Source organism: Vibrio atlanticus (assembly GCF_024347315.1).
Classification (GTDB): domain Bacteria; phylum Pseudomonadota; class Gammaproteobacteria; order Enterobacterales; family Vibrionaceae; genus Vibrio; species Vibrio atlanticus.
Genome location: NZ_AP025460.1, coordinates 2513935 through 2537081, shown reverse-complemented (window position 1 = coordinate 2537081; position 23147 = coordinate 2513935). Strand labels below are relative to the sequence as shown.

General features: G+C 44.2%; 17 protein-coding genes. 12 read left to right on the top strand and 5 right to left on the bottom strand.

Features of this window, described 5'->3' with window-relative positions; genetic code table 11:
- Nucleotides 1-72 precede the first annotated feature (72 nt).
- From sucA to sucD, 4 genes are all read left to right on the top strand, one after another.
- Nucleotides 73-2892, top strand: coding sequence for a 2-oxoglutarate dehydrogenase E1 component (gene sucA, locus OCV30_RS11225; protein WP_012604529.1), 2820 nt, complete (start codon nt 73-75; stop codon nt 2890-2892).
- Between the two features lie 21 nt (nt 2893-2913).
- On the top strand, nt 2914-4122 hold the full coding sequence (gene odhB / locus OCV30_RS11220) for a 2-oxoglutarate dehydrogenase complex dihydrolipoyllysine-residue succinyltransferase (protein WP_009847318.1): 1209 nt from the start codon (nt 2914-2916) through the stop codon (nt 4120-4122).
- Between the two features lie 206 nt (nt 4123-4328).
- Nucleotides 4329-5495 carry an ADP-forming succinate--CoA ligase subunit beta gene (gene sucC / locus OCV30_RS11215; protein WP_065679338.1) on the top strand — a complete coding sequence of 389 codons (1167 nt, stop codon included), beginning with the start codon at nt 4329-4331 and terminating at the stop codon, nt 5493-5495.
- Nucleotides 5495-6367, top strand: a complete 873-nt coding sequence (gene sucD / locus OCV30_RS11210) for a succinate--CoA ligase subunit alpha (RefSeq protein ID WP_004734209.1) — start codon at nt 5495-5497, stop codon at nt 6365-6367. Before sucC ends, sucD begins: the two co-directional genes overlap by 1 nt.
- Nucleotides 6368-6496: 129 nt before the next feature.
- Here sucD and znuB read toward each other — a convergent pair whose 3' ends face one another.
- Both znuB and znuC read right to left on the bottom strand, forming a co-directional pair.
- Complete coding sequence (gene znuB / locus OCV30_RS11205; protein ID WP_065679337.1) at nt 6497-7282, bottom strand: zinc ABC transporter permease subunit ZnuB; 786 nt, start codon at nt 7280-7282, stop codon at nt 6497-6499.
- Complete coding sequence (gene znuC / locus OCV30_RS11200) at nt 7282-8061, bottom strand: zinc ABC transporter ATP-binding protein ZnuC (RefSeq protein WP_012604527.1); 780 nt, start codon at nt 8059-8061, stop codon at nt 7282-7284. Before znuC ends, znuB begins: the two co-directional genes overlap by 1 nt.
- An 83-nt stretch (nt 8062-8144) precedes the next feature.
- On the opposite strand from znuC, the gene znuA reads away from it, so the two are divergent.
- The 5 genes from znuA (at nt 8145) to OCV30_RS11175 (ending at nt 16020) form a co-directional block, all read left to right on the top strand.
- On the top strand, nt 8145-9029 hold the full coding sequence (gene znuA, locus OCV30_RS11195) for a zinc ABC transporter substrate-binding protein ZnuA (protein ID WP_065679336.1): 885 nt from the start codon (nt 8145-8147) through the stop codon (nt 9027-9029).
- Nucleotides 9030-9275: 246 nt separating this feature from the next.
- Nucleotides 9276-12662: an AraC family transcriptional regulator gene (locus OCV30_RS11190; protein WP_065679335.1), complete on the top strand. Its 3387-nt coding sequence runs from the start codon at nt 9276-9278 to the stop codon at nt 12660-12662.
- Nucleotides 12663-13297: 635 nt separating this feature from the next.
- The gene (locus OCV30_RS11185; RefSeq protein ID WP_065679334.1) at nt 13298-13519 is read left to right on the top strand and encodes a FeoA family protein; all 222 of its coding nucleotides are present in this window, start codon (nt 13298-13300) and stop codon (nt 13517-13519) included.
- A complete protein-coding gene (gene feoB / locus OCV30_RS11180; RefSeq protein ID WP_065679333.1) occupies nt 13520-15793 on the top strand; it encodes a Fe(2+) transporter permease subunit FeoB in 2274 nt (757 codons plus the stop codon).
- Nucleotides 15790-16020 carry a FeoC-like transcriptional regulator gene (locus tag OCV30_RS11175; protein WP_009847310.1) on the top strand — a complete coding sequence of 77 codons (231 nt, stop codon included), beginning with the start codon at nt 15790-15792 and terminating at the stop codon, nt 16018-16020. Before feoB ends, OCV30_RS11175 begins: the two co-directional genes overlap by 4 nt.
- A gap of 137 nt (nt 16021-16157) precedes the next feature.
- Here the strand turns inward: OCV30_RS11175 and OCV30_RS11170 are convergent, their stop codons facing one another.
- Entirely contained in the window at nt 16158-16586 is a 429-nt protein-coding gene (locus OCV30_RS11170) for an HIT family protein (protein WP_065679332.1), read from the bottom strand.
- A 106-nt stretch (nt 16587-16692) separates the two neighbouring features.
- Complete coding sequence (argS, locus tag OCV30_RS11165; RefSeq protein ID WP_009847308.1) at nt 16693-18426, bottom strand: arginine--tRNA ligase; 1734 nt, start codon at nt 18424-18426, stop codon at nt 16693-16695.
- A gap of 349 nt (nt 18427-18775) precedes the next feature.
- Here argS and OCV30_RS11160 point away from each other — a divergent pair, with 349 nt between their 5' ends.
- Nucleotides 18776-19372: a VOC family protein gene (locus OCV30_RS11160; RefSeq protein ID WP_065679331.1), complete on the top strand. Its 597-nt coding sequence runs from the start codon at nt 18776-18778 to the stop codon at nt 19370-19372.
- Between the two features lie 311 nt (nt 19373-19683).
- Here OCV30_RS11160 and purU read toward each other — a convergent pair whose 3' ends face one another.
- The gene (purU, locus tag OCV30_RS11155; RefSeq protein WP_012604522.1) at nt 19684-20517 is read right to left on the bottom strand and encodes a formyltetrahydrofolate deformylase; all 834 of its coding nucleotides are present in this window, start codon (nt 20515-20517) and stop codon (nt 19684-19686) included.
- Nucleotides 20518-20817: 300 nt separating this feature from the next.
- On the opposite strand from purU, the gene OCV30_RS11150 reads away from it, so the two are divergent.
- Nucleotides 20818-21018: a hypothetical protein gene (locus tag OCV30_RS11150; RefSeq protein ID WP_009847305.1), complete on the top strand. Its 201-nt coding sequence runs from the start codon at nt 20818-20820 to the stop codon at nt 21016-21018.
- 150 nt (nt 21019-21168) lie between these two features.
- Nucleotides 21169-23097 (top strand): DNA repair helicase YoaA, encoded by a 1929-nt coding sequence (locus OCV30_RS11145; protein WP_065679330.1) that lies wholly within the window; start codon nt 21169-21171, stop codon nt 23095-23097.
- Nucleotides 23098-23147: the final 50 nt, after the last annotated feature.

Genomic DNA, 23147 nt, shown 5'->3' with positions numbered 1-23147 from the left:
AGTTTTGGGGCGGCCTTTTAATAGCTCGGCATAGACCGCAGCAAACGTGAAAACTACTGGTTAAGGGAAAATATGCACAACGGCGTGATGAAGGCATGGCTCGAGTCTTCACACTTGGCTGGCGCCAATGCAACGTACGTAGAAGAACTCTATGAACTGTATCTTAGTGACCCCGATTCGGTAAGTGACGAATGGAGAAGCGTTTTTGAAGAACTGCCTGTGCAAGCTTCAGAAGCGGTGGAACAACCACACTCTCGTGTTCGTGAATACTTCCGTCGACTCGCTCAAGAAACAAAGCATTACAGTGTCCAAGTTAGTGATCCAGATGTCGATGCGAAACAAGTAAAGGTTCTGCAACTTATTAATGCCTATCGATTCCGAGGGCATCAATCAGCAAATCTAGACCCCCTAGGTTTATGGGAAAGAGATACAGTCGCTGAACTGGACCCTTCTTTCCACACTCTTACCGAAGAAGACCTCAACGAGACGTTTAACGTCGGCTCTTACGCCATTGGCCAAGAGACGATGGTGCTTAAAGATCTCTACAAATCTCTAAAGCAAACTTATTGTGGTTCGATTGGTGCTGAATACATGCACATGACTAATACAGAACAAAAGCGTTGGATCCAACAACGTTTAGAGTCTGTATCTGGTCAACCGTCTTTCAATAAAGAAGAAAAGCAAGCTTTCCTAGAAGAGCTAACGGCTGCTGAAGGTCTTGAGCGCTATCTTGGTGCGAAATTCCCTGGTGCAAAACGCTTCTCTTTGGAAGGTGGTGATGCTCTTATCCCAATGACGAAAGAAATCATTCGTCATGCCGGTGGACAAGGCATGCGTGAAGTTGTTGTTGGTATGGCTCACCGTGGTCGTCTAAACATGCTGGTCAATGTGCTTGGTAAAAAGCCACAAGACCTGTTTGACGAATTTGCGGGCAAGCACAGCGATGATTCATGGGGTACTGGTGATGTGAAATATCACCAAGGTTTCTCTGCGGATTTCGCAACCCCAGGCGGCAACGTTCACTTAGCTCTTGCATTTAACCCATCTCACTTAGAAATCGTAAACCCGGTAGTTATCGGTTCAGTACGTGCTCGACAAGATCGTCTAGACGATAAAGACGGCAGCCGTGTACTTCCAATTACTATCCACGGTGATTCAGCTATCGCTGGTCAGGGTGTAGTGCAAGAGACGTTTAACATGTCTCAAGCGCGTGGTTTCTGTGTCGGTGGTACGGTTCGTATCGTTGTAAACAACCAAGTTGGTTTTACGACGTCTAACCCTCGTGATACACGTTCTACGATGTACTGTACAGATATCGCGAAGATGGTTCAGGCTCCGATTTTCCACGTTAATTCTGATGATCCAGAAGCGGTTGCGTTCGTAGCGCGTCTTGCATTGGATTACCGTAATACCTTCAAGCGTGATGTTGTTATTGATTTGGTTTGTTACCGTCGCCACGGTCACAACGAAGCCGATGAGCCGAATGCAACACAGCCTTTGATGTACCAAAAAATCAAGAAACATCCAACACCACGTAAGCTTTACGCTGACGTGCTAATGGAGCGCGGTGAATTTGGTATTGATACGGCAACTCAACTGGTTAACGAATATCGTGATGCACTTGATCACGGTGAAGTTGTGGTTAAAGAGTGGCGCCCAATGGCACTTCACTCTGTGGACTGGTCTCCTTACCTAGGTCACGACTGGAACATCGAGTGGGACAATAAGATTGATATCGAGCGCCTGAAAGAGCTTGGTACTAAACTTTGCCAATACCCAGACAGCCACAAGCTGCAAAGCCGAGTAAATAAACTGTACAACGATCGAACTGCCATGGTGAATGGTGAGAAACAAGTCGATTGGGGTATGGCTGAAACTCTGGCTTACGCAACACTTGTTGACGACGGTAAGCGTATTCGTATCTCTGGCCAAGATTCAGGTCGTGGTACGTTCTTCCACCGTCACTCAGTACTGCACAATCAATCAGATGCAAGCACGTATGTTCCTCTTGCGAACATTCATGATAAACAAGGGCCATTCCAAGTGTTTGACTCTGTGTTATCTGAAGAAGCGGTACTCGCATTTGAGTATGGTTATGCGACAGCAGAGCCAAGCGGTCTCACCCTTTGGGAAGCACAATTTGGTGATTTCGCAAACGGTGCACAAGTTGTTATCGACCAATTCATTTCATCAGGTGAGCAAAAGTGGGCACGTCTATGTGGTCTAACTATGTTGCTTCCTCACGGTTATGAAGGCCAAGGCCCTGAGCACTCTTCTGCGCGTCTTGAGCGTTACCTTCAGTTATGTGCTGAACAAAACATGCAGGTTGTTGTTCCTTCAACACCAGCTCAGGTTTATCACATGATTCGCCGTCAGGTTGTTCGACCAATGCGTCGTCCACTGATTGTAATGTCACCTAAGTCATTGCTTCGTCACCCTCTGTGTACATCTTCTCTTGAAGATTTGGCAGAAGGCACGTTCCAACCAGCTATCGCAGAAATTGATGATCTGGCTCCTGAGAACGTAAAACGCGTCGTGTTCTGTTCAGGTAAGGTTTACTTTGACCTGCTTGACCAAAGACGTAAGAACGAGCAAGACGATGTCGCTATTGTACGTATTGAGCAACTTTACCCGTTCCCTTATGAGGACGTGAGAGCTGCAATCGCACAATACACAAATGTAGTCGATTACGTTTGGTGTCAAGAAGAGCCACAAAACCAAGGTGCTTGGTACAGTAGCCAACATAATTTCCGAGCTGCTATCCCAGTGGGTGCTGATATTCAATACGCAGGTCGTCCTGCATCAGCGTCACCAGCTGTTGGCTATATGTCGGTACACTTGAAACAACAAAAAGCGTTAGTAGACGACGCTTTGACCCTACTTAAGAACTAGAAGTAAAAGGAAAATACAGACATGACAATTGAAATTCTGGTTCCAGATTTACCTGAATCTGTGGCTGATGCAACAGTAGCGACTTGGCACAAAAAACCAGGCGAAGCCGTTGCACGTGATGAAGTCATTGTAGACATCGAAACAGATAAAGTAGTTCTAGAAGTACCTGCTCCTGAAGCGGGTGTTCTGGAAGCTATCATTGAAGAAGAGGGTGCTACGGTACTTTCTAAGCAGCTTCTTGCGAAAATCAAACCTGGTGCTGTCGCTGGTGAACCAACGAAAGACACGACTGAAGATACAGAAGCTTCTCCTGATAAGCGCCACAAAGCGGCACTGACAGAAGAAAGCAACGACGCACTAAGCCCTGCTGTTCGTCGTCTTCTTGCAGAGCACAACCTACAACCAGCTGACGTTAAAGGCACTGGTGTTGGTGGTCGTATTACTCGTGAGGACATCGATGCACACCTAGCAGCAGCGAAAGCGGCTCCGGCAGCAGCATCTGCACCAGCAGTTGAAGCGCCAGCAGCGGCTCGCAGCCAAAAACGCGTGCCTATGACTCGCCTACGTAAGACAGTTGCAAACCGTCTTCTAGAAGCGAAGAACAGTACAGCAATGCTGACTACTTTCAACGAAGTGAACATGAAGCCAATCATGGACCTTCGTAAGCAGTACAAAGACCAATTCGAGAAGCGTCACGATACACGTCTTGGTTTCATGTCTTTCTACGTGAAAGCAGTAACAGAAGCACTGAAACGTTTCCCAGAAGTTAACGCTTCTATTGATGGTACAGATATCGTTTACCACAACTACTTCGACATCAGCATGGCAGTATCAACGCCACGTGGTCTAGTGACTCCAGTACTGAAAGACTGTGACACACTAGGTTTCGCTGACATCGAAAAAGGCATCAAAGAGCTAGCAATCAAAGGCCGTGACGGCAAGCTAACTGTTGATGAGTTGATGGGCGGTAACTTCACTATCACGAACGGTGGTGTATTTGGCTCTCTAATGTCTACGCCAATCATCAACCCGCCTCAAGCGGCAATTTTGGGTATGCACAAAATCCAAGATCGTCCAATGGCTGTTGATGGCAAGGTTGAGATCTTACCAATGATGTACCTAGCGCTTTCTTACGACCACCGTCTAATTGATGGCCGTGAATCAGTTGGCTTCCTAGTGACAATCAAAGAGCTTCTAGAAGATCCAGCGCGTCTGCTATTAGACGTTTAGTATCTCTAAAACGTCTAGTTAACCCGGTTAGCTAGACGTAAAAAGTTTCAAAGGCTAGGCTGCTCAACGTCTGGCCTTCACTTGAACTGTAAAGCCATTAGAAAATGGACAGCAGTTGATTTGAGAAGACCCTACAGACGTACCACAGGAAACTGTGTCGTTATGGAAATAATAATCCCTTAAGGGAAAATAAACGGAATATCAAAATGAATTTGCATGAATACCAAGCCAAACAGCTGTTTGCAGAATTCGGTTTGCCTGTACCAGAAGGTTTCGCATGTGATACTGCACAAGAAGCTTTCGAAGCTGCAGGTCGTATCAGTACAGCCAAGAAAGTCGTTAAGTGTCAAGTACACGCTGGTGGTCGCGGTAAAGCGGGCGGCGTAGAGCTACACGACACCAAAGAAGGCGTTAAAGAGTTTGCACAAAAGTGGCTAGGTAAAAACCTAGTGACTTACCAAACAGACGCTAATGGTCAACCTGTAACAAAGATCCTAGTTGAAGAAGCATCGAACATTGCTAACGAACTTTACCTAGGTGCTGTTGTTGACCGTGCAACGCGCAAAATTGTATTCATGGCGTCAACTGAAGGCGGCGTGGACATTGAGAAAATCGCTGAAGAAACTCCAGAGTTGATTCACCAATCAGCGATCGATCCTCTAGTGGGCCCTCAAGCTTACCAAGGCCGTGAACTTGCGTTCAAACTTGGTCTAGTTGGCGATCAAATTAAACAGTTCGTTAAGATCTTCATGGGTCTTGGCCAAATGTTCTCTCAGTACGACCTAGCTCTACTAGAAATTAACCCGCTTGTTATTACAAATGAAGGTAACCTGCTTTGTCTAGACGGCAAGATCAACATTGATTCAAACGCAATGTACCGTCAGCCAAAGCTTCGTGAAATGCACGATCCTTCACAAGAAGACGAGCGCGAAGCGCACGCAGCTCAGTGGGAACTGAACTACGTAGCACTTGATGGCAACGTTGGCTGTATGGTTAACGGTGCAGGCCTTGCTATGGGTACGATGGATATCGTAAACCTACACGGCGGCAAGCCAGCAAACTTCCTTGATGTAGGCGGCGGCGCAACAAAAGAGCGTGTAGCTGAAGCATTCAAGATCATCCTTTCTGATGACAATGTTAAAGCAGTACTAGTAAACATCTTCGGTGGCATCGTTCGTTGTGACATGATCGCTGAAGGTATTATTGGTGCAGTTAAAGAAGTTGGCGTAACAGTTCCTGTCGTTGTTCGTCTAGAAGGTACAAACGCAGATTTAGGTCGCGAAGTACTTGCTAATTCTGATGTTGATATCATTGCTGCTGTATCTCTAACAGATGCTGCTCAGAAAGTTGTTGCTGCTGCGGAGGCTAAATAATGTCTGTATTAATTAACAAAGACACTAAAGTAATCTGTCAGGGTTTCACTGGCGGTCAAGGTACATTCCACTCAGACCAAGCTATCGCATACGGTACGCAAATGGTTGGTGGTGTTTCACCTGGTAAAGGTGGTCAAACTCACCTAGGCCTTCCAGTATTCAACACAGTACGTGAAGCAGTAGAAGTGACTGGCGCAACAGCAACAGTTATCTACGTACCAGCACCTTTCTGTAAAGATGCAATCCTAGAAGCGATTGATGCAGGTATCGAACTGATCGTAACGATCACTGAAGGTATCCCGACTACAGATATGATCGACGTTAAAGTGAAGCTAGAAGAAACTGGCGTTCGCATGATCGGTCCTAACTGCCCAGGTCTTATCACTCCAGACGAGTGTAAGATTGGTATCATGCCTGGTCACATCCACAAGAAGGGTAAAGTAGGTATCGTATCTCGTTCAGGTACTCTTACGTACGAAGCAGTTAAGCAAACAACAGATGAAGGCTTTGGTCAGTCTACATGTGTTGGTATCGGTGGTGACCCTATCCCAGGTTCAAACTTCATTGATATCCTAAAACTTTTCCAAGAAGACCCAGAAACTGAAGCAATCGTAATGATTGGTGAAATCGGTGGTACTGCGGAAGAAGAAGCGGCTGAGTTCATCAAAGCAAACGTAACTAAGCCAGTTGTATCTTACATCGCTGGTGTTACTGCTCCTCCAGGTAAACGTATGGGCCACGCTGGCGCAATCATCTCAGGCGGTAAAGGTACTGCTGAAGATAAATTCGCAGCACTAGAAGCAGCAGGCGTTAAGACTGTTAAGTCTCTTGCTGACATCGGTAAAGGCCTACGTGAAATCACGGGTTGGTAATCAGCTGGCTTTTATCTATTGAGATAGAAGTTAACTGAACGATATTAAAAAGGCTTGGTCACTGACCAAGCCTTTTTTGTATGTTTTCAATGATACGAGATACGAGATACGAGATCGTACTGATAAGTGCTAAGCTCGGCTTCTAATCATTTGAGATAACATAAACATTGCTGCAGCACTAATAACAACAGACGGGCCTGCAGGCGTATCATAGAACCAAGACAAGCTTAGTCCTCCGAACACTGCGATAGAGCCAATAATCGATGCGATGAAGGCCATTTGCTCGGGTGTATTCGCGAATTTCCTTGCTGTAGCCGCAGGGATGATCAGCAGCGATGTCATGATTAACGCACCAACAAACTTCATACCTACCGCAATCACGATCCCAACCAATAGCATTAAAATAAGACGCATTAAATCAATGTTGATGCCATCAACCGCCGCTAGGTCTTCGTTAACCGTTGTGGATAGTAGTGGGCGCCAAAAGATAGCAAGTACCACTCCAATCACGGCAGCACCCGCATAGATGAATACCAAATCTGTCGGAGACACTGCAAGCAAGTCACCAAATAGGTAGCTCATTAGGTCAACACGAACGTTATCTAAGAAACTCACGGCGACAAGACCCAAAGACAGAGCGCTGTGCGCCAAAATACCGAGTAGGGTATCGGTCGCGACCAGCTTTTGTTTTTGTAAAGTCACTAGCAACACAGCCAGCATCAAACAACAAATCAGCAGCGCGAAATACAAGTTAATGTTGAACAGAAAGCCAAGTGCTAAGCCCATCAAAGAAGCGTGAGCAAGCGTGTCACCAAAGTAAGCCATCTTGCGCCACACCACGAATGAACCTAGTGGCCCCGCGATTAGAGCAATGCCCAAGCCAGCTAAAATAGAGGGAAGAAGAAACTCAAGCATTAGTGGTGTCCGTGTTTATGGTTTGAACATTCATGCACGTCGCCTTCGACAGGCTGTCCTGCGAGATCATGGTGGTGATGTTCGTGTTGGTGGTGATAAAAGGCTAAGGTCTCTTGGGTCGCGGTGCCAAAAAGTGCGATATAAGAGGGGTGGTGTTTGATGTCCGCAGGTGCGCCTGAACAGCAGATATGGTGGTGCAAACAGATAACATCGTCTGTTTTTGCCATCACTAAATGCAGATCGTGTGAAACCATAAATACGGCACAACCAAAACGGTGGCGAATGGTATCGATCAGGTCGTACAGGTCTATTTGGCCTTGTACATCAACACCTTGTGCGGGTTCATCAAGAACCAGTAGATCGGGTCTTCTTAGCAATGAACGAGCAATTAGCACACGTTGGTTTTCACCGCCAGATAGTTGGTGCATGTTGCTCTTTTGTAGATGTTCAGCACCAACGAGCTTCAATGCTTCAAGGATCTCTTGCTGACTGAACTTACCAGTGAGCTTTAGAAAACGTTCTACATTGAGCGGTAGTGAATCATTGAGCTTTAATTTTTGTGGTACATAGCCAATTTTCAGTTTTTTAGCTTTTGTTATTGTGCCTGAAAATTTGGTCTGTAAACCTAATACCACTTTTACTAATGTCGACTTTCCTGCACCGTTTGGCCCAATCAGGGTGGTGATTCTGCCGCGCTCTAAATTTAGAGAGATGTTATCTAGAACTTTTCGACCGTCAAATTCGACGCTCACAGAATCTAGTTGGATTAAATTATCCATGAATAGAACTCATTTGCAATTCGCTAATGTTATAATGTAACATTTACCTCAAGCCTAAGCTACTTTTCTATTAACGAGGAATTATGTCACGTTCATCTTTTATACTTGCTACTTTGCTTTTAGCGCCAAGTGTTGCAAGTGCCAATACTATTCTAACAAGCTTCAAACCAATTCAAATGATTGTGACAGAATTAACGCAGGGCGTTAGTGAACCGGATGTGTTGATGAACAGCAATGCTTCGCCGCACGATTATGCGCTTAAGCCATCGGATGTCAAAAAAGTTCATAGTGCCGATATGGTGATCTGGTTTGGCCCTGACCTAGAAGCTTTTTTGACCAAGGTGATTGGTTCTAAAGAAAACGTTATCAAGATCAGTGAGATTCCGGGGATTAACTTGAGAGAGTTTGGACATGAAGACCATGATGCTCATGAAGGGCACAACCATGGTAGCCATGACCCGCATTTTTGGTTGGGTATCGATCAAGTCGAGGTCGCGGCAAAATATATCTCAGCTAAGCTAATTGAGTCAGACTCTGATAACGCCATGGCGTATCAAGAGAATCTAGATTCATTCTTGATTGCTTTGAAAGAGAAACAGCAGGCGATTCATGAACAACTCGCGCCAGTGAAAGATAAAGGCTACTACGTATTCCATGACGCGTATGGCTACTTCGAACAAGAATTTAAGTTGAATAATCTAGGTCACTTTACGGTTAGCCCTGAGCGTAAACCTGGCGCAAAAAGTCTGATAACTATCAAGAAGACTTTGGTGCGTGAAAATGTTCAATGCGTATTTTCAGAGCCTCAATTTACACCAGCGGTGATTGAATCGGTGACTCGTGGAAGTAACGCTAAACAAGGACAACTTGATCCTGTCGGTTCGCAGGTTGAAGTGAAGAGTGGAAGCTATTTTGATTTTCTTCAGCAGCTTACAGATAGTTACACAAGTTGCTTGAGTGGAGTGTAATCAATATCGAGTATTCTTTACGACACTTTGCTCTCGTTAATTGATGAATCATGCCGCTTTTTGCGGCATTTTCGTGACCGCTAAGATAAAACCTTCCAACAAATATCAAACCTCCTTTCTCCTTTGTCAATTTCAGCTAAAATAGAAAGATAATAATAAGCACAAAAAAACTCACTTTTTGGTTAATCAGCAACAAGCGCTGTGAGAACCAATATTTCATGTGTTGTTGCTGTTCAGGATTAAAAGTTGTATCGAATTATTTTCAAAATGTTCATCTTAATGAGCATTTCATTTAGCGTTCTTGCGGTAAATACATCACCCTCCGTTTTCTACCCTTTGCCCGTTCAAGCACAAGGGAACTTCCTTGCGGCCAAAAATCTGTACTTAGGTGAAGGTGGCGGACTCTGGGTTCATGATGTGCATGGAAAAATACTTTTTTATGATGGCAGAACCCTATTCCCTCGAAAAGGTAGCCTTTTGCAATTTTCTTCAGAGAAAGTCGCGTTTCTTAACGATGAGTTTTGGACTTTCTTTGATAATGAGGTGTACCGACATAGCCCAGGAATCGGCAACTCACTTGCATTTAGTCTAAGCCCGGGGGCTGAGATCGCGAATATCGGTGCTTCCGGTGATTATATTTGGGTTACAGATGGCAGTAATTTCTATACGTACAATACTCAATCTTTAGAATTTAGCACTTACTCGCTTCTAAAATTGTATCGGTACAACAATAGCAGCGATATTACGATTAACGATGCTGAGCGGGTGTTGTCAAAATGGGTGCTAGCGACCAGTTCCGGAGTGTACCTTTCTGATAGCCAAGAATTTACTCATATCGGTGCATCAGAAAAAAATCATATAGAGACGCTGTATTTTTCGATGGCAAGACGTGAGTTAGTCATTGGCACATTGAATGGTGCAGTCATTATAGATCTTGCAAATCCTAAGAAAGAAAGGTGGGTGAGTGGTTCGCATGTTCTTTCTCTCGCTGAAACAACCGATCAATACTGGATTGGGACTGAGCATGGTCTGATCAGCTACAACTTTATTACGGGGCAAATTACACGATTTGAACAAGCCGATAATCAAGACTTTTCGTTACCGGGTGAAAAAATATATTCGTTAATTAACGACAATGCTGGTGGAATGTGGGTCGCGACCAATAACGGAATTCGATACTTTTCACTGTTCAGCAGGACATTCTCAAGAACGCCATTAACGGGAATAGGGATGCACTCGAGTAGTGTGGTGATAAACAAAGTACAGCTTGTTCGCGATCAACTGTCTTGGGTTGCTTCTTCCAGAGGTCTCTATTTGGTTGATTCTCTCAGTGAAGATAACCCCGTTCGTGTTTACTCTAACCCGGTACAGGACTTTGAGATCTTTGGTTCTTCAATTTGGTTGGCGACTGCAGAAGGTATTATTAGTTTCAACACTGATACGTTAGAGGCTGAAAAGGTCGATCTACCAAGAGCGATTGAAGGTGTACCCGTTGAAAACTTTGCACTTGAAGCGGATAACATGCTTTGGATGACCTCGGGACAAAACCTTTATTCGTTATCTATCGAAACCAATAAGTTGACAAGTTATGGTACCGACTGGTTAGTCGATAAATTTTTGCCAGCAAAGATCACCGCTCTCAATATAGGTTTACAAGGTCGTATTTATGTTGGTACTGATCACGGATTCTACTCTTTTCTTGATGAGAGAATTAGCTTTAGTCGTTCAAGCGAGCGGCTTGGCAAAGTGGTCGATATTGAAAAAGCGAAAGATGGATCCCAGTGGTTTGCGAGTAGCTATGGTGTGTATCGAATCTCTAATAACAGTTCTATTATTCAAGAGGTCACTCTTGTTGAGGAAAATATCAGTCCTAAATGTTTAATTAGCGATGATAATGGGATGTGGTTAGGCTCTTCGAAAGGTATTAGCTATTACGGATTGGATGGGCAACTACATAAACATATCGGCTCACCATTTGGCTTGATCACCAATGAATTGGCTGCAGGTGCGTGTGCTCTGTTTTACAGCTCAGGTAGCCAGTCTACTAGGCTTATCTTTGGCTCAAGATATGGCGTGGTGAGTGCATTAGCTAATGAGCTATTGGTATCAACAACACCTCATAGCCGTGCATTGCTAAGCAAGATAAGTGTCGACCATCAGATAGTATCACTTGGTGGCAAGACAGCTGATTTAGATGAAATTTCTTATGGCTCATCAATCGGTTTTAAGATTGGAATTTTACCAGCGACATACACACCTGCAATGGAGTATCGACTAAGCGACAATGAACCTTGGAGTGAGTTTGAAGGGGGGTTACTAACACTCGATCACCTTCTTCCTGGGGACTATACGTTGGAAGTGAAACCCGTTAAGGACTCCCATTATCGCTTTACGTCAACGAACCAAAGCTTTTCTATTGCGGAACCTTGGTATCTGAGTAATTGGGCAGCAGCAAGCTCTCTTGTATTACTTATCTGTGTAGTGACTGCTTTGGTTTTTTGGCGATCACGTTACGTCACTTTCGCCAACAGGCACTTAAAGGCGCAAGTTGCATTAAAGACAGATCAACTGAGGCATCAAAGCCGAATACTACTAACGACTAATCAACAGCTTAAAAAACAGTTGTCAGTTAAGAGTGCTCTTGTCACACATACTGCTAATGAACTCTCTTCTGAAGTTAATCATATCGCAGCTATGATCCCAAATTGGAATGATGAACAAGGTAAGTCGCCAATATTGACATTGAAAAATGGCTTGGCTCAGTTGAGTAACACGCCACAAGGGAAGGGAAAGGTTTGTTACGATATAATTTTAATCTTAGAAGCTGTACTCAAAGCTTGGCAGGACGATTTAGCCAAAGCCGGTATTGAACTGGATATTAAAGTTGAAACTAAACAACGACATGTATCCTTGCTGTATTTTAATCTTGATATTATTTTCAACAGTCTAGTCGCTAGCATCATTAAGAGAAATTTTAAGTCACAGAGTATGGTGGTATTGGTTGAAGAGGTTAAAGAGCACCTTGTTGTGACGATTCGAGACCATGGAATGCCTTTCCCAAAATTGACTTCAAGCATTAATGACAATACTGGAAAGTCGACCGACCTAAACATCGAAAAGTTGCCATTATTGATGAACCAGAGCGGTGGTGAACTGAATGCTTTTGTCTCGGACTCTCAAAATAAGGTGCAGCTTTCGTGGCCGATTGAATATCAAGTGTTAGATAATTTGGAAGCTAGCACAATTGAACAGATCGAGACCATTAAACTTACAGTTTCAGCGACGGAGCAACAAAGGTTAAGTGCTGAGCAAGAGTGGAAAAACAGAGTGTCACAGCTTGTAAGTGAAAACTACGCCGATGCAGAGTTCAGTACTGCAAATGCTGCTAAGTACTTGTTCATGTCAGAGAGAAGCTTACAGAGACGTTTTAAATCGGCTTACAACAAGACCTTTAAAGAGCATTTGAATGAAGTGCGTTTAGAGCATGCGTGCGAGCGGCTACTTGCGGGAGAAAGGATTTCAGACGTCGCGTTTGATTCTGGTTTCAATGACCCTTCCTATTTCAGTCAAAGGTTTAAACATCACTTTGGCATGTCGCCATCTAAGTTTGCTGAAAACAACGAAGAGCAGTGAACTAGGGACGTCCAGTTACAACATAGATAAAGATACTTTGAGCCTCGACATTCGGTGTTGGGGCTTTTTTATGCTTCTACGAGATACGAGATACGAGATACGAGATACGAGATACGAGATACGAGATACGAGATACGAGATACGAGATATAACGATAGTTGGGGGAGTTTAAAAAGGTTTGTGGGTTAAAACAAAAGGAAGAAAAAAAATATCGTGGTATAGCCGGGGGGACTATACCACGGGTGCCAATGACACCTTCGCTTGCTGCCGGAGTGATATGGCAAGCCACATCACCTCTGGAATAAAATTAAAGAGAAAGAGTTTCTCTTCGATGGAGTAACTATACGGGTAGCGACTTGTTTTGCTTATAAAATTAACGACAGATGACTGTGAGAAAACCGACATTGTTATAAGTTGTTGATTATTAGTGCCTTATTGTTTTCTGGTTGACGCGTACTAGTGAGGTAGTCCCCACTAATTGTTGAAAGTGACGTTTTTGACGTAAACGTTTTTAACGAAATTTACGAGAGTGTATTTTCGAAAACATTGATTTCACACAATAGAATTGTGGGTATGTGCATGTATCATGTCGGTAATAACAATCTTTCTCATTATCAATCTCGAACTGGGTACTTATGAAACTCTCACAACTAGAGCAAGGAAAAGCGGCTTCTATTGTTGCACTTACAGGTTTAACACCAGACGTTAGAAAAAAACTAATGGTTATGGGCATGTTGCCAAATACCGAGGTGACACTTATCCGTCGTGCACCTATGGGTGATCCGCTTCAAGTTGAAGTGAGAGGTGTTTCTATAGCCATTCGTGAAAGCATTGCAGAACAAATCGAGGTTATCTAAATGGATTATCAAGTTCTTACTGTTGGTAACCCTAATAGTGGTAAAACAACATTATTTAACGCATTAACTGGCGCAAAACAGCACGTTGGTAACTGGGTTGGTGTGACCGTAGAAAAGAAAACCGGTTTATATTCGCACGCTGGTGATCAATTTCAGTTAACGGATTTACCAGGCATTTATGCACTAGACAGTGGCAATGATGCAAACAGTATCGATGAGTCGATTGCATCACGCGCCGTGCTTACTCACCCAGCGGACGTGATCATCAATGTTGTTGATGCTAGCTGTTTGGAAAGAAGCTTATACATGACATTACAATTGCGAGAGTTGGGTCGCCCAATGATCGTTGTATTGAACAAAATGGATGTATTAAAGCGTGAGCGTCAGGTGATTAACCTTAAGGCTCTAGAAAAAGAGCTAGGTTGCCCGGTTCTAAGCTTGTCAGCAAACGATAAAGGACAAGTGGTTCGTTTTAAAGAGCGTTTGCATAAGCTTCTGGTTCAAGGTGTGAGTCTTGATCCTATCTCTATTGATTACGATGCCGCGTTAGAAGCTCTTATTCCTTCTGTTGAGTCACAATTTGATGATGCTGACGTATCTCACCGAGCGCTAGCGATTCGTGCTTTAGAAAATGATTACTTGGTATTGAATGGTTTGGCCCCACAAACTCGGACTCAAATTGATAGTGTGCGTCTTGGTGCCGATTTCGATATTGATCTTGCTGTTGCTGACGCTAAATACACTTTCTTACATGAACTTTGTAAACGAGTTCGTCGCAGCGAAGGCAAACTGAGCCGTAATTTCACAGAGAAAGCCGATCAATTCATTTTGAATAAATGGGTCGGGATTCCTTTCTTCTTCGTCATCATGTACCTAATGTTTATGTTCTCTATCAATATCGGTAGCGCGTTTATCGACTTCTTCGATATTGGTGTTGGCGCAATATTAGTTGATGGCGGACATCATTTATTAGATGGTCACTTACCGGTTTGGCTAGTCACCGTTCTTGCTGATGGTATTGGTGGTGGTATCCAAACGGTTGCGACCTTTATTCCGGTTATTGCCGCACTTTACTTATTCTTAGCGGTACTAGAAAGTTCAGGCTACATGGCCCGCGCTGCATTTGTACTGGATAAAGTGATGCAGAAGATTGGCTTACCGGGCAAAGCATTTGTACCACTTGTTCTGGGTTTTGGCTGTAACGTACCTTCTATCATGGCAACTCGTACTCTTGACCAAGAGCGCGAACGTAAACTCGCCGCATCAATGGCACCGTTTATGTCATGTGGTGCTCGTCTACCTGTATACGCACTGTTTGCTGCTGCATTCTTTCCTGGTGCTGGACAAAACGTCGTGTTCGCTCTGTACATCATGGGTATTCTGGCTTCTGTATTTACGGGCTTGTTCCTTAAAAATACTATCTATCCTGGTAGCAGCGATAGCTTGGTTATGGAAATGCCGGATTACGAATTGCCGACCGTGCAAAACGTGATGCTGAAAACTTGGCAGAAGCTGAAACGTTTCGTGCTTGGCGCAGGTAAAACCATTGTAATGGTTGTGGCAATTCTGAGTTTCTTGAATTCATTAGGTATGGACGGCAGTTTTGGTAACGAAGACAGTGAAAGTTCTGTGCTATCTAAAGCGGCTCAAGTTGTAACTCCAGTGTTCCAACCGATTGGTATTACTGAAGAGAACTGGCCAGCAACGGTTGGTATCATTACCGGTATTTTTGCGAAAGAAGCTGTGGTTGGTACGCTAAATAGCTTATACACCACACCTTCTGATGAAGAAGCGGCTGAGTTTGATCTAGCGGCAAGTTTAGAAGAAGCTGTAATGACCATTCCTGAAAACCTTGCTGGTTTGAGCTATTCAGATCCACTAGGAATTGAAGTTGGTGACTTGTCTGACTCTAGTTCAGTGGCTGCTGATCAAGAGGTTGATACTTCGATCTTTGGTAACTTGAAAGATAAGTTTGTATCAGGCCACGCTGCGTTTGCTTACTTAATCCTAATCTTGCTTTACACACCTTGTGTGGCAGCGATGGGTGCTTATGTTCGTGAATTTGGTCAGACGTTTGCCCGCTTCATCGCAGTTTGGACAATGGCACTTGGTTACTTCGGTGCGACCTTCTATTACCAAGCAGCAAACTTCGCTGTACACCCAGTAAGTAGTGCTGTGTGGATGGTGGCAATTGCTGGTGGTTTTGTGGTGACGTATCGCATCTTCAAGAAAATCGGCAGTAAGCAAAAAGCACTTGAGGTGCAAGTAGTATGATTTTAACTGAACTTCATCAATACATTGACAACGAAGGTGTCGCTGCACGTAGTGAGCTTGCATCTAAGTTTGGGGTAAGTGAAGACGGTATCGATGCGATGCTGGGAGTGTGGGTCAAGAAAGGCAAGATATCTCGCTTGGTCGACACCAATAAGCATGGCCATACAACACGTATTCGCTACACCATCAGCAAACAAGATGGTTTGTCACTGAATGTGATGATGTAGTTCAGGCCTTCATACTCTCGTTGAAAGCGACGAGATTAGACAATAAAAAAGCCGCTCACCTATTTTAGGTAAGCGGTTTTTTGTTATGTATCTTTTCTGAACAGTCTTGTTTTAAAGCTCAATGAGACCAACTCAAATTACGCCTTCTTGAAGATAGAACTCAGCGACAAAACGTTCTGGATACGAGTATGGATTGCAGCTTGTTCTTCTTCCGTACGCTGCTCACCTTTAGTGTTTCCCCATACTGGTCCTGGCCATGCGATGTCATTTTTGAAACGCGCAATATGGTGAATGTGTAGCTGTGGCACCATGTTACCCAGCGCGCCAAGGTTTAACTTGTCTGGTTGGAATATCGCTTCTAGTGCTTGGCTTACCGCTTGAGACTCAAGCAAGAACTGCTGTTGTTCTTTCATTGGTAGATGGTGCAACTCTTTTAGGTTGGCGCGTTTGGGTACCAAGATAACCCAAGGCACTGCACTGTCTTTGCTTAGCAGCGCCAAGCTTAGTGGAAATTCGCCAATAAGCGTGGTGTCTTTTGCTAACTGTGGGTGAAGTTCAAAGCTCATTATTATTATCCATTTCGATTTCTTGAATTCAGTATACGTTAGATAAAACAAAAGGTTGATGCTCTCACATCAACCTTTGTATTTATTCATTGTAACCCGAAGGGAATTACATGCGCTCTAGAGTTTCGATACCTAGAAGCGACAGGCCTTGCTTGATAGTCTTAGCTGTCAGTGCAGCAAGCTTCAGGCGGCTCTGTTTAACGGTTTCGTCTTCAGCCACAAGGATAGGGCATGCTTCGTAGAAGCTAGAGAATTGACCAGCAAGTTCGAACAGGTAGCTACACATGATGTGTGGTTGACCTTCACGAGCAACAGACTGTACCGCTTCTTCAAATTGTAGAAGTTTCGCGATAAGGGCTTTCTCTTTCTCTTCAGTGATTTTGATTTCACCTTCAAGAGAGTCCATAGAAATGCCTGCTTTAGCAAAGATTGAAGCGACACGAGTGTATGCGTACTGCATGTACGGTGCTGTGTTGCCTTCAAATGCCAGCATGTTTTCCCAGTCGAACACGTAATCAGTGGTACGGTGCTTAGAAAGGTCTGCGTATTTAACAGCCGCCATTGCAACTGTGTTCGCGATGGTTTTCTTCTCGTCTTCTGCTAGCTCAGGGTTTTTAGACTCAATCAGCTGAGTTGCACGTACTTCTGCTTCGTCCAGAAGATCAGCAAGACGCACTGTACCGCCTGCACGAGTTTTAAATGGCTTACCATCTTTACCTAGCATCATGCCGAATGCGTGGTGCTCAAGAGATACAGACTCAGGAACATAACCCGCTTTACGAACGATAGTCCAAGCTTGCATTAGGTGTTGGTGCTGACGAGAGTCGATGAAGTAAAGTACGCGATCTGCGCCCAGTTCTTCAAAACGATATTTAGCACATGCAATATCGGTGGTGGTGTATAGGAAGCCACCGTCACGTTTTTGCACGATAACGCCCATAGGGTCGCCATCTTTGTTTTTGTATTCGTCTAGGAATACAACTTGTGCGCCGTCAGACTCTTTTGCTAGACCTTGTGTTTGTAGGTCAGAAACGATGTTTGAAAGCATATGGTTGTACATACTTTCACCCATCACATCATCACGTGTCAGTGATACGTTCAGGCGATCGTAGTTACGTTGATTTTGAACCATGGTTACGTCAACCAGTTTTTTCCACATTTCAGCACAGTATGCGTCGCCACCTTGCAGTTTCACTACGTAGCCACGTGCTTTCACAGCGAATTCTTCGTCTTCGTCGTAAAGCTTTTTAGATTCACGGTAGAACTGCTCAAGATCTGACAGTTCCATTGAAACTTCACCAGTTTCAGCTTGGATGCGCTCAAGGTTTGCGATAAGCATACCGAATTGAGTACCCCAGTCACCAATGTGGTTAGCACGGATAACTTTGTGACCTAAGAACTCAAGTGTACGAACAACAGCATCACCGATGATCGTTGAACGTAGGTGACCAACGTGCATTTCTTTTGCAACGTTTGGAGCTGAGTAGTCAGCAACAATCGTTTGTGCTTCTGCGGCTGAAACACCAAGGCGAGAGTCAGCAAGCGCTGCGTCTGCTTGTTGTGCCAGGAACGTTTCATCTAGGAAGATGTTTAGGAAACCTGGACCTGCGATTTCAACTTTAGAAGCGATACCGTCTAGGTTTAGAACGTCCAATACTTTTTGAGCAAATTCTCGAGGGTTAGTGCCTAGTCGTTTAGCAACACCCATAATGCCGTTTGCTTGGTAGTCACCAAATTGTGGTTTTGCAGATTGACGGACAGCCGCAGGAGAGCCTGCAGGTGCGCCAGCGGCTTCTAGAGCCTGAGATACTTTGTCATTAATCAGTGCTTGGATATTCACACGCGTTTCCTTCAATTCAAGGATGAATAAGAGTAGCCGTTATTTCGTGGGCATTAAATTTGGCTAATTATGCTTCTAGTTAACGATTTAATGCTGAAATGAACAACAGACTCTGTTTAAGTTCACAAAAATGGCGTTAATCATACCAATTTTGTGGGCTTTCTTATAGGTCGAATTGATAGAAAATTAACATTTCCTGAGGGGTTTTTGACAATCAACTTTGACCAAGCGAAGTTTGTCTATTTAGGAAAGTAAGACACGGTACTTTTTGAGTGTTTTTTGTCAAAGCAGCGCTTGTTGCTGGAAGTAAAACTGATACCATGCTGCCATTATTTGGAGAACATAGACAATGACGATGAGCCTGAAGCAAGCTGAACTAGAGCCACAACAAATGATTGCACGCCTTGATACGTTTATGACGAAAATTGAGAACCTCGGAAATGTGCTGGGTTTGGATTTAAGCTTTGCTCAAGCGGATCATATTGCATTGAGAATCAATGAAACTGAGCTTGCTAAATCAGCACATCAAGCATGGTCTGAATACGGCTCTACGATTTCAGAAGCGATGATCAATGGTCGTCCCATTGTGGTGTTGGCTTTCGATAAACCATTGCAAAGCCTTGGTTGGAAGATTGAATGTTTAGAGCTTCCATACCCAGCTGAAGGCAAGATTTACCCGAACCAAGATTGGGAGCATGTAGAGTTTGTGATTCCTTCTCACGCACAAACGGCCGATGAGTATCTAGCAGACCTTAAAGAGACTTACCCGCAGTTCGCTGCTAAGTTTGAAAATTTGGCAGATCAAGGCATTAAGATAAAACTCTCTAGCCCGAAAGGTGAGGGGGAACGTTTGAATAATCCAACGGTTGCATTCAAGCATCAAGGGATTTGCATTAAGCTGCATCCACACTCTTTGAAGAAGATTGTTGAGTCAGAACAGGCCTAATTTGATTAGAGAGTGGCTGGGAATAGATTCCTGATCTCGCCTAGGCTCGTCGGAATTACGGGGTGTTTGATGGTGTTTGCCAGGTCTATCTTTAGATGCTGACAGTCTGAGCGTTCGAGGACGTATGTCAGAGTCTACGGTTAGAAGGTTCTTACCGAATTCGTCATTCCCGATAGCGACGAAGGAGCGTAGTCGGGAATCTCATAAAGCTAGTCAGATCATCAGATGCAAAAAACGCGTAATGGAGAAATCCTATTACGCGTTTTTTATTGGGTTCTAACTGGAAGTCTTACTGTAAATCGATATCCGACTTACAGAATTACGGTCTTGTTGCCGTAAACAAACACGTGATCATTGATCACTTTGTTTAAAGCCTTGCTCAACACGTTCTTCTCTACGTCACGACCCGCTTGTGCCATGTCTTTTGCGCTGAAGTTGTGATCCACTGGGATAACATCTTGCTTGATGATTGGACCTTCATCGAGATCGTTTGTCACAAAGTGCGCCGTTGCGCCAATGATTTTTACGCCGCGCTCATAAGCCTGCTGGTATGGCTTAGCACCAATGAATGCTGGCAAGAAGCTGTGGTGAATGTTGATGATTTTGTGGTTGTACTTCTCAACAAACCCCGGCGTCAGCACTCGCATGTATTTAGCAAGCACTAGATAGTCCGCCTCATACTGGTCAATCACTTCCAACATCTTCTTCTCATGCTCTTCACGGTTCAATCCTTCGTGAGAAACATGGTGGTAAGGGATATCAAAACGCTCGGTTAGGCTTTGCAGTGTATCGTAGTTACCAACTACTGCCGCAATATCAACATCTAAACTGCCATCGAAGTTCTTCATCAAAATATCGCCAAGGCAGTGTGCTTCTTTAGTTACCAGAATCACAACACGCTTACGAGATGAATCAACCAGCTTACGTTTTGTGTTTTCTGGCAGGGCTTGGTCTAAATCGGCGAGTAAGGTTTCGTCATTGAAGTAGCCCTCTAGCTCGGTGCGCATAAAGAAGTGGCCACTTGTGTTATCAACGAACTCATTATTGTGAATAATATTGAGTTGGTGCTTATAACAAATGTTGGTGATCTTTGAGATGAGGCCAGGGGCGTCAGTACAATGTGTTAATAAAGTTTTTCTTTCCATTTGCGTCTTACTTCCATGAATGTTGCACTTATTATATGAAATCGGGATTCTTCAAAATTTAATGCAGGCCGTCGAACGGTGAACTGAGCCGCAGTATCACCGTTATAATTAATCTATTATCAAGTTGGTTTCAACAAATTCTGCTGCTCATTTATCGCATCGATAAATTGTTTTATATAGAAATATCAGTTTTTCGATAGAAAAAAAGGCAGAAGCTTCATTTTTCAAGTTTTGACCGTAGTACGCATTTGAACTTCAACCGAGGCATTGACGCTTTGGCCAAAAATAGAGGTGATACTTATGGATAAAGAGTTACTAGCAAAAAAACTGTACTGCAAACGAGTGAATTCATTAGCGGGAAGTACAGAGTTAGATGGTAATGTTCTAGATGAAATGTGGGAAAGTAAAACCTCACCAACCGATGCAGTGAAAGCCATGCAGCCTTGCGATAATCATTTTGAAGGCGCCCCTTGGTTGTCGCGTTATCTCAGCCGAAAATAATAACGATTCTATGATTTTTATTTCTTCAATTCTTACCTTCTAGGTAGCTTAACCCGAACCAAACACCTCCGGTGCGAAGTCATTCTTGATTCGCGCCGGCTCACTAAACCTGCCATAATTCGCCTTCTATTTTTCTAAACTTCGTACTCTATGATATCTAAAACGTTTTCTGCTGATGGTGCTTTGGGTAAAGCGATCCCTGGGTTCCAACCTCGACAAGCTCAGCTAGACATGGCTGAAGCGGTTTCACAGGCTATTGAACAACAGAGCCAATTGGTCGTTGAAGCGGGAACGGGAACAGGTAAGACGTTTGCTTATCTAGTGCCAGCACTGCTGAGTGGTAAGAAAACGATCATCAGTACGGGGTCTAAAAACCTTCAAGAACAGCTGTTTCACCGAGATTTACCATTGATGGTCGATGCGCTTGGTTTTTATGGTCAGGTTGCGTTACTCAAAGGCCGTTCAAACTATTTGTGCTTGGACAGGCTCAGTCGTCAAATGATCGAGAGCCATGGCACTCACACCGATCCAACGCTGTTAGCTCAGTTGGTGAAAGTGCGCAGTTGGTCGTCATCCACACAAACGGGTGATCTGGGCGATTGTGATGATATCGCTGAAGATAGCCCAGTTATCCCGACGATTACCTCGACCAATGATAATTGCTTAGGTAAAGAGTGCCCAAGCTACACTGATTGCTTTGTGCTTAAGGCGCGTAAAAAAGCGATGGACTCTGATGTGGTTGTGGTAAACCACCACTTGTTCTTAGCGGATTTAGCGATTAAAGAGACCGGATTTGGTGAGCTGATTCCTGAAGCTGATGTGTTTATTTTCGATGAAGCGCATCAACTTCCCGATATCGCTAGCCAATACTTCGGACAATCGGTTTCCAGCCGACAGATCCAAGAGCTAGCCAAGGACATTGAAATCGCTTACCGAACTGAAGCCAAAGACATGCGCCAACTGCAGAAAGTAGGGGATAGGCTCGTTCAATCGTCAGCCGATCTACGCATTGTGCTTGGCGATACGGGCTTTCGCGGTAACTGGCGTGAAGCATTGAAGTCAGAGTCGATTGCGAGAGAGCTAGTTCGCTTACAAGATGCGTTGCAACTGGCCGTTGATGTATTGAAATTAGCATTGGGTCGAAGCCAGTTGTTAGACACGGCTTTTGAACGCGCCACTATGATCAAGTCGCGCATTGAACGTGTATGTGACGTGTCGATTACTGGTTATTCGTATTGGTATGACACCACGCCACGACACTTTGCTTTGCACATCACGCCACTCTCAGTCGCCGACAAATTCCATGAGCAGATTGAGCTAAAACCGGGTGCTTGGGTGTTTACCTCTGCAACTTTGGCGGTGTCGGACGATTTCGATCATTTTACTTCTCGATTAGGACTAAAACCGTCGGCCCAGTTTTCACTGCCGAGCCCATTTGATTACCCAAATCAGGCGCGCTTGTGTGTGCCTCGTTATCTTCCTGAGCCGAATAGCCCGGGCTTAGCGGATAAGCTAGTAAGAATGCTGACCCCTGTGATTGAGCAAAACCAAGGTCGCTGTTTCTTTTTGTGTACTTCACATAGCATGATGAAAGAGTTGGGGGAGCGATTCCGTGAAACCCTCTCGGTTCCCGTTCTGCTACAAGGTGAGACAAGTAAGCAAAAAACCTTAGCAGAATTCATGGAATTAGGTAATGCATTGCTGGTGGCCACTGGTGCTTTCTGGGAAGGCATAGATGTTAGGGGCGATGCATTAAGCTGTGTTATCATCGATAAATTGCCCTTTACAGCCCCTGATGACCCTTTGCTTAAGGCTCGAATTGAAGACTGTAAGTTGAAAGGGGGTGATCCTTTTGCACAAGTACAATTGCCAGACGCCGTGATTACCTTGAAACAAGGTGTCGGTCGATTGATACGTGATAAGCGCGATAATGGCGCTTTGATTATCTGCGACAACCGCTTGGTGACTCGCGATTACGGTGGCATATTTTTGGCGAGTTTACCGCCTATCCCACGTACTCGTGACTTAGGGGTCATTAAAGAATTCTTAGCTAAAGACCATTCAACCGCTGCTGAGTAATTAGCATTGTTGAGCTTAGCCATTATTTTTAGATTAGATAACGAATATTT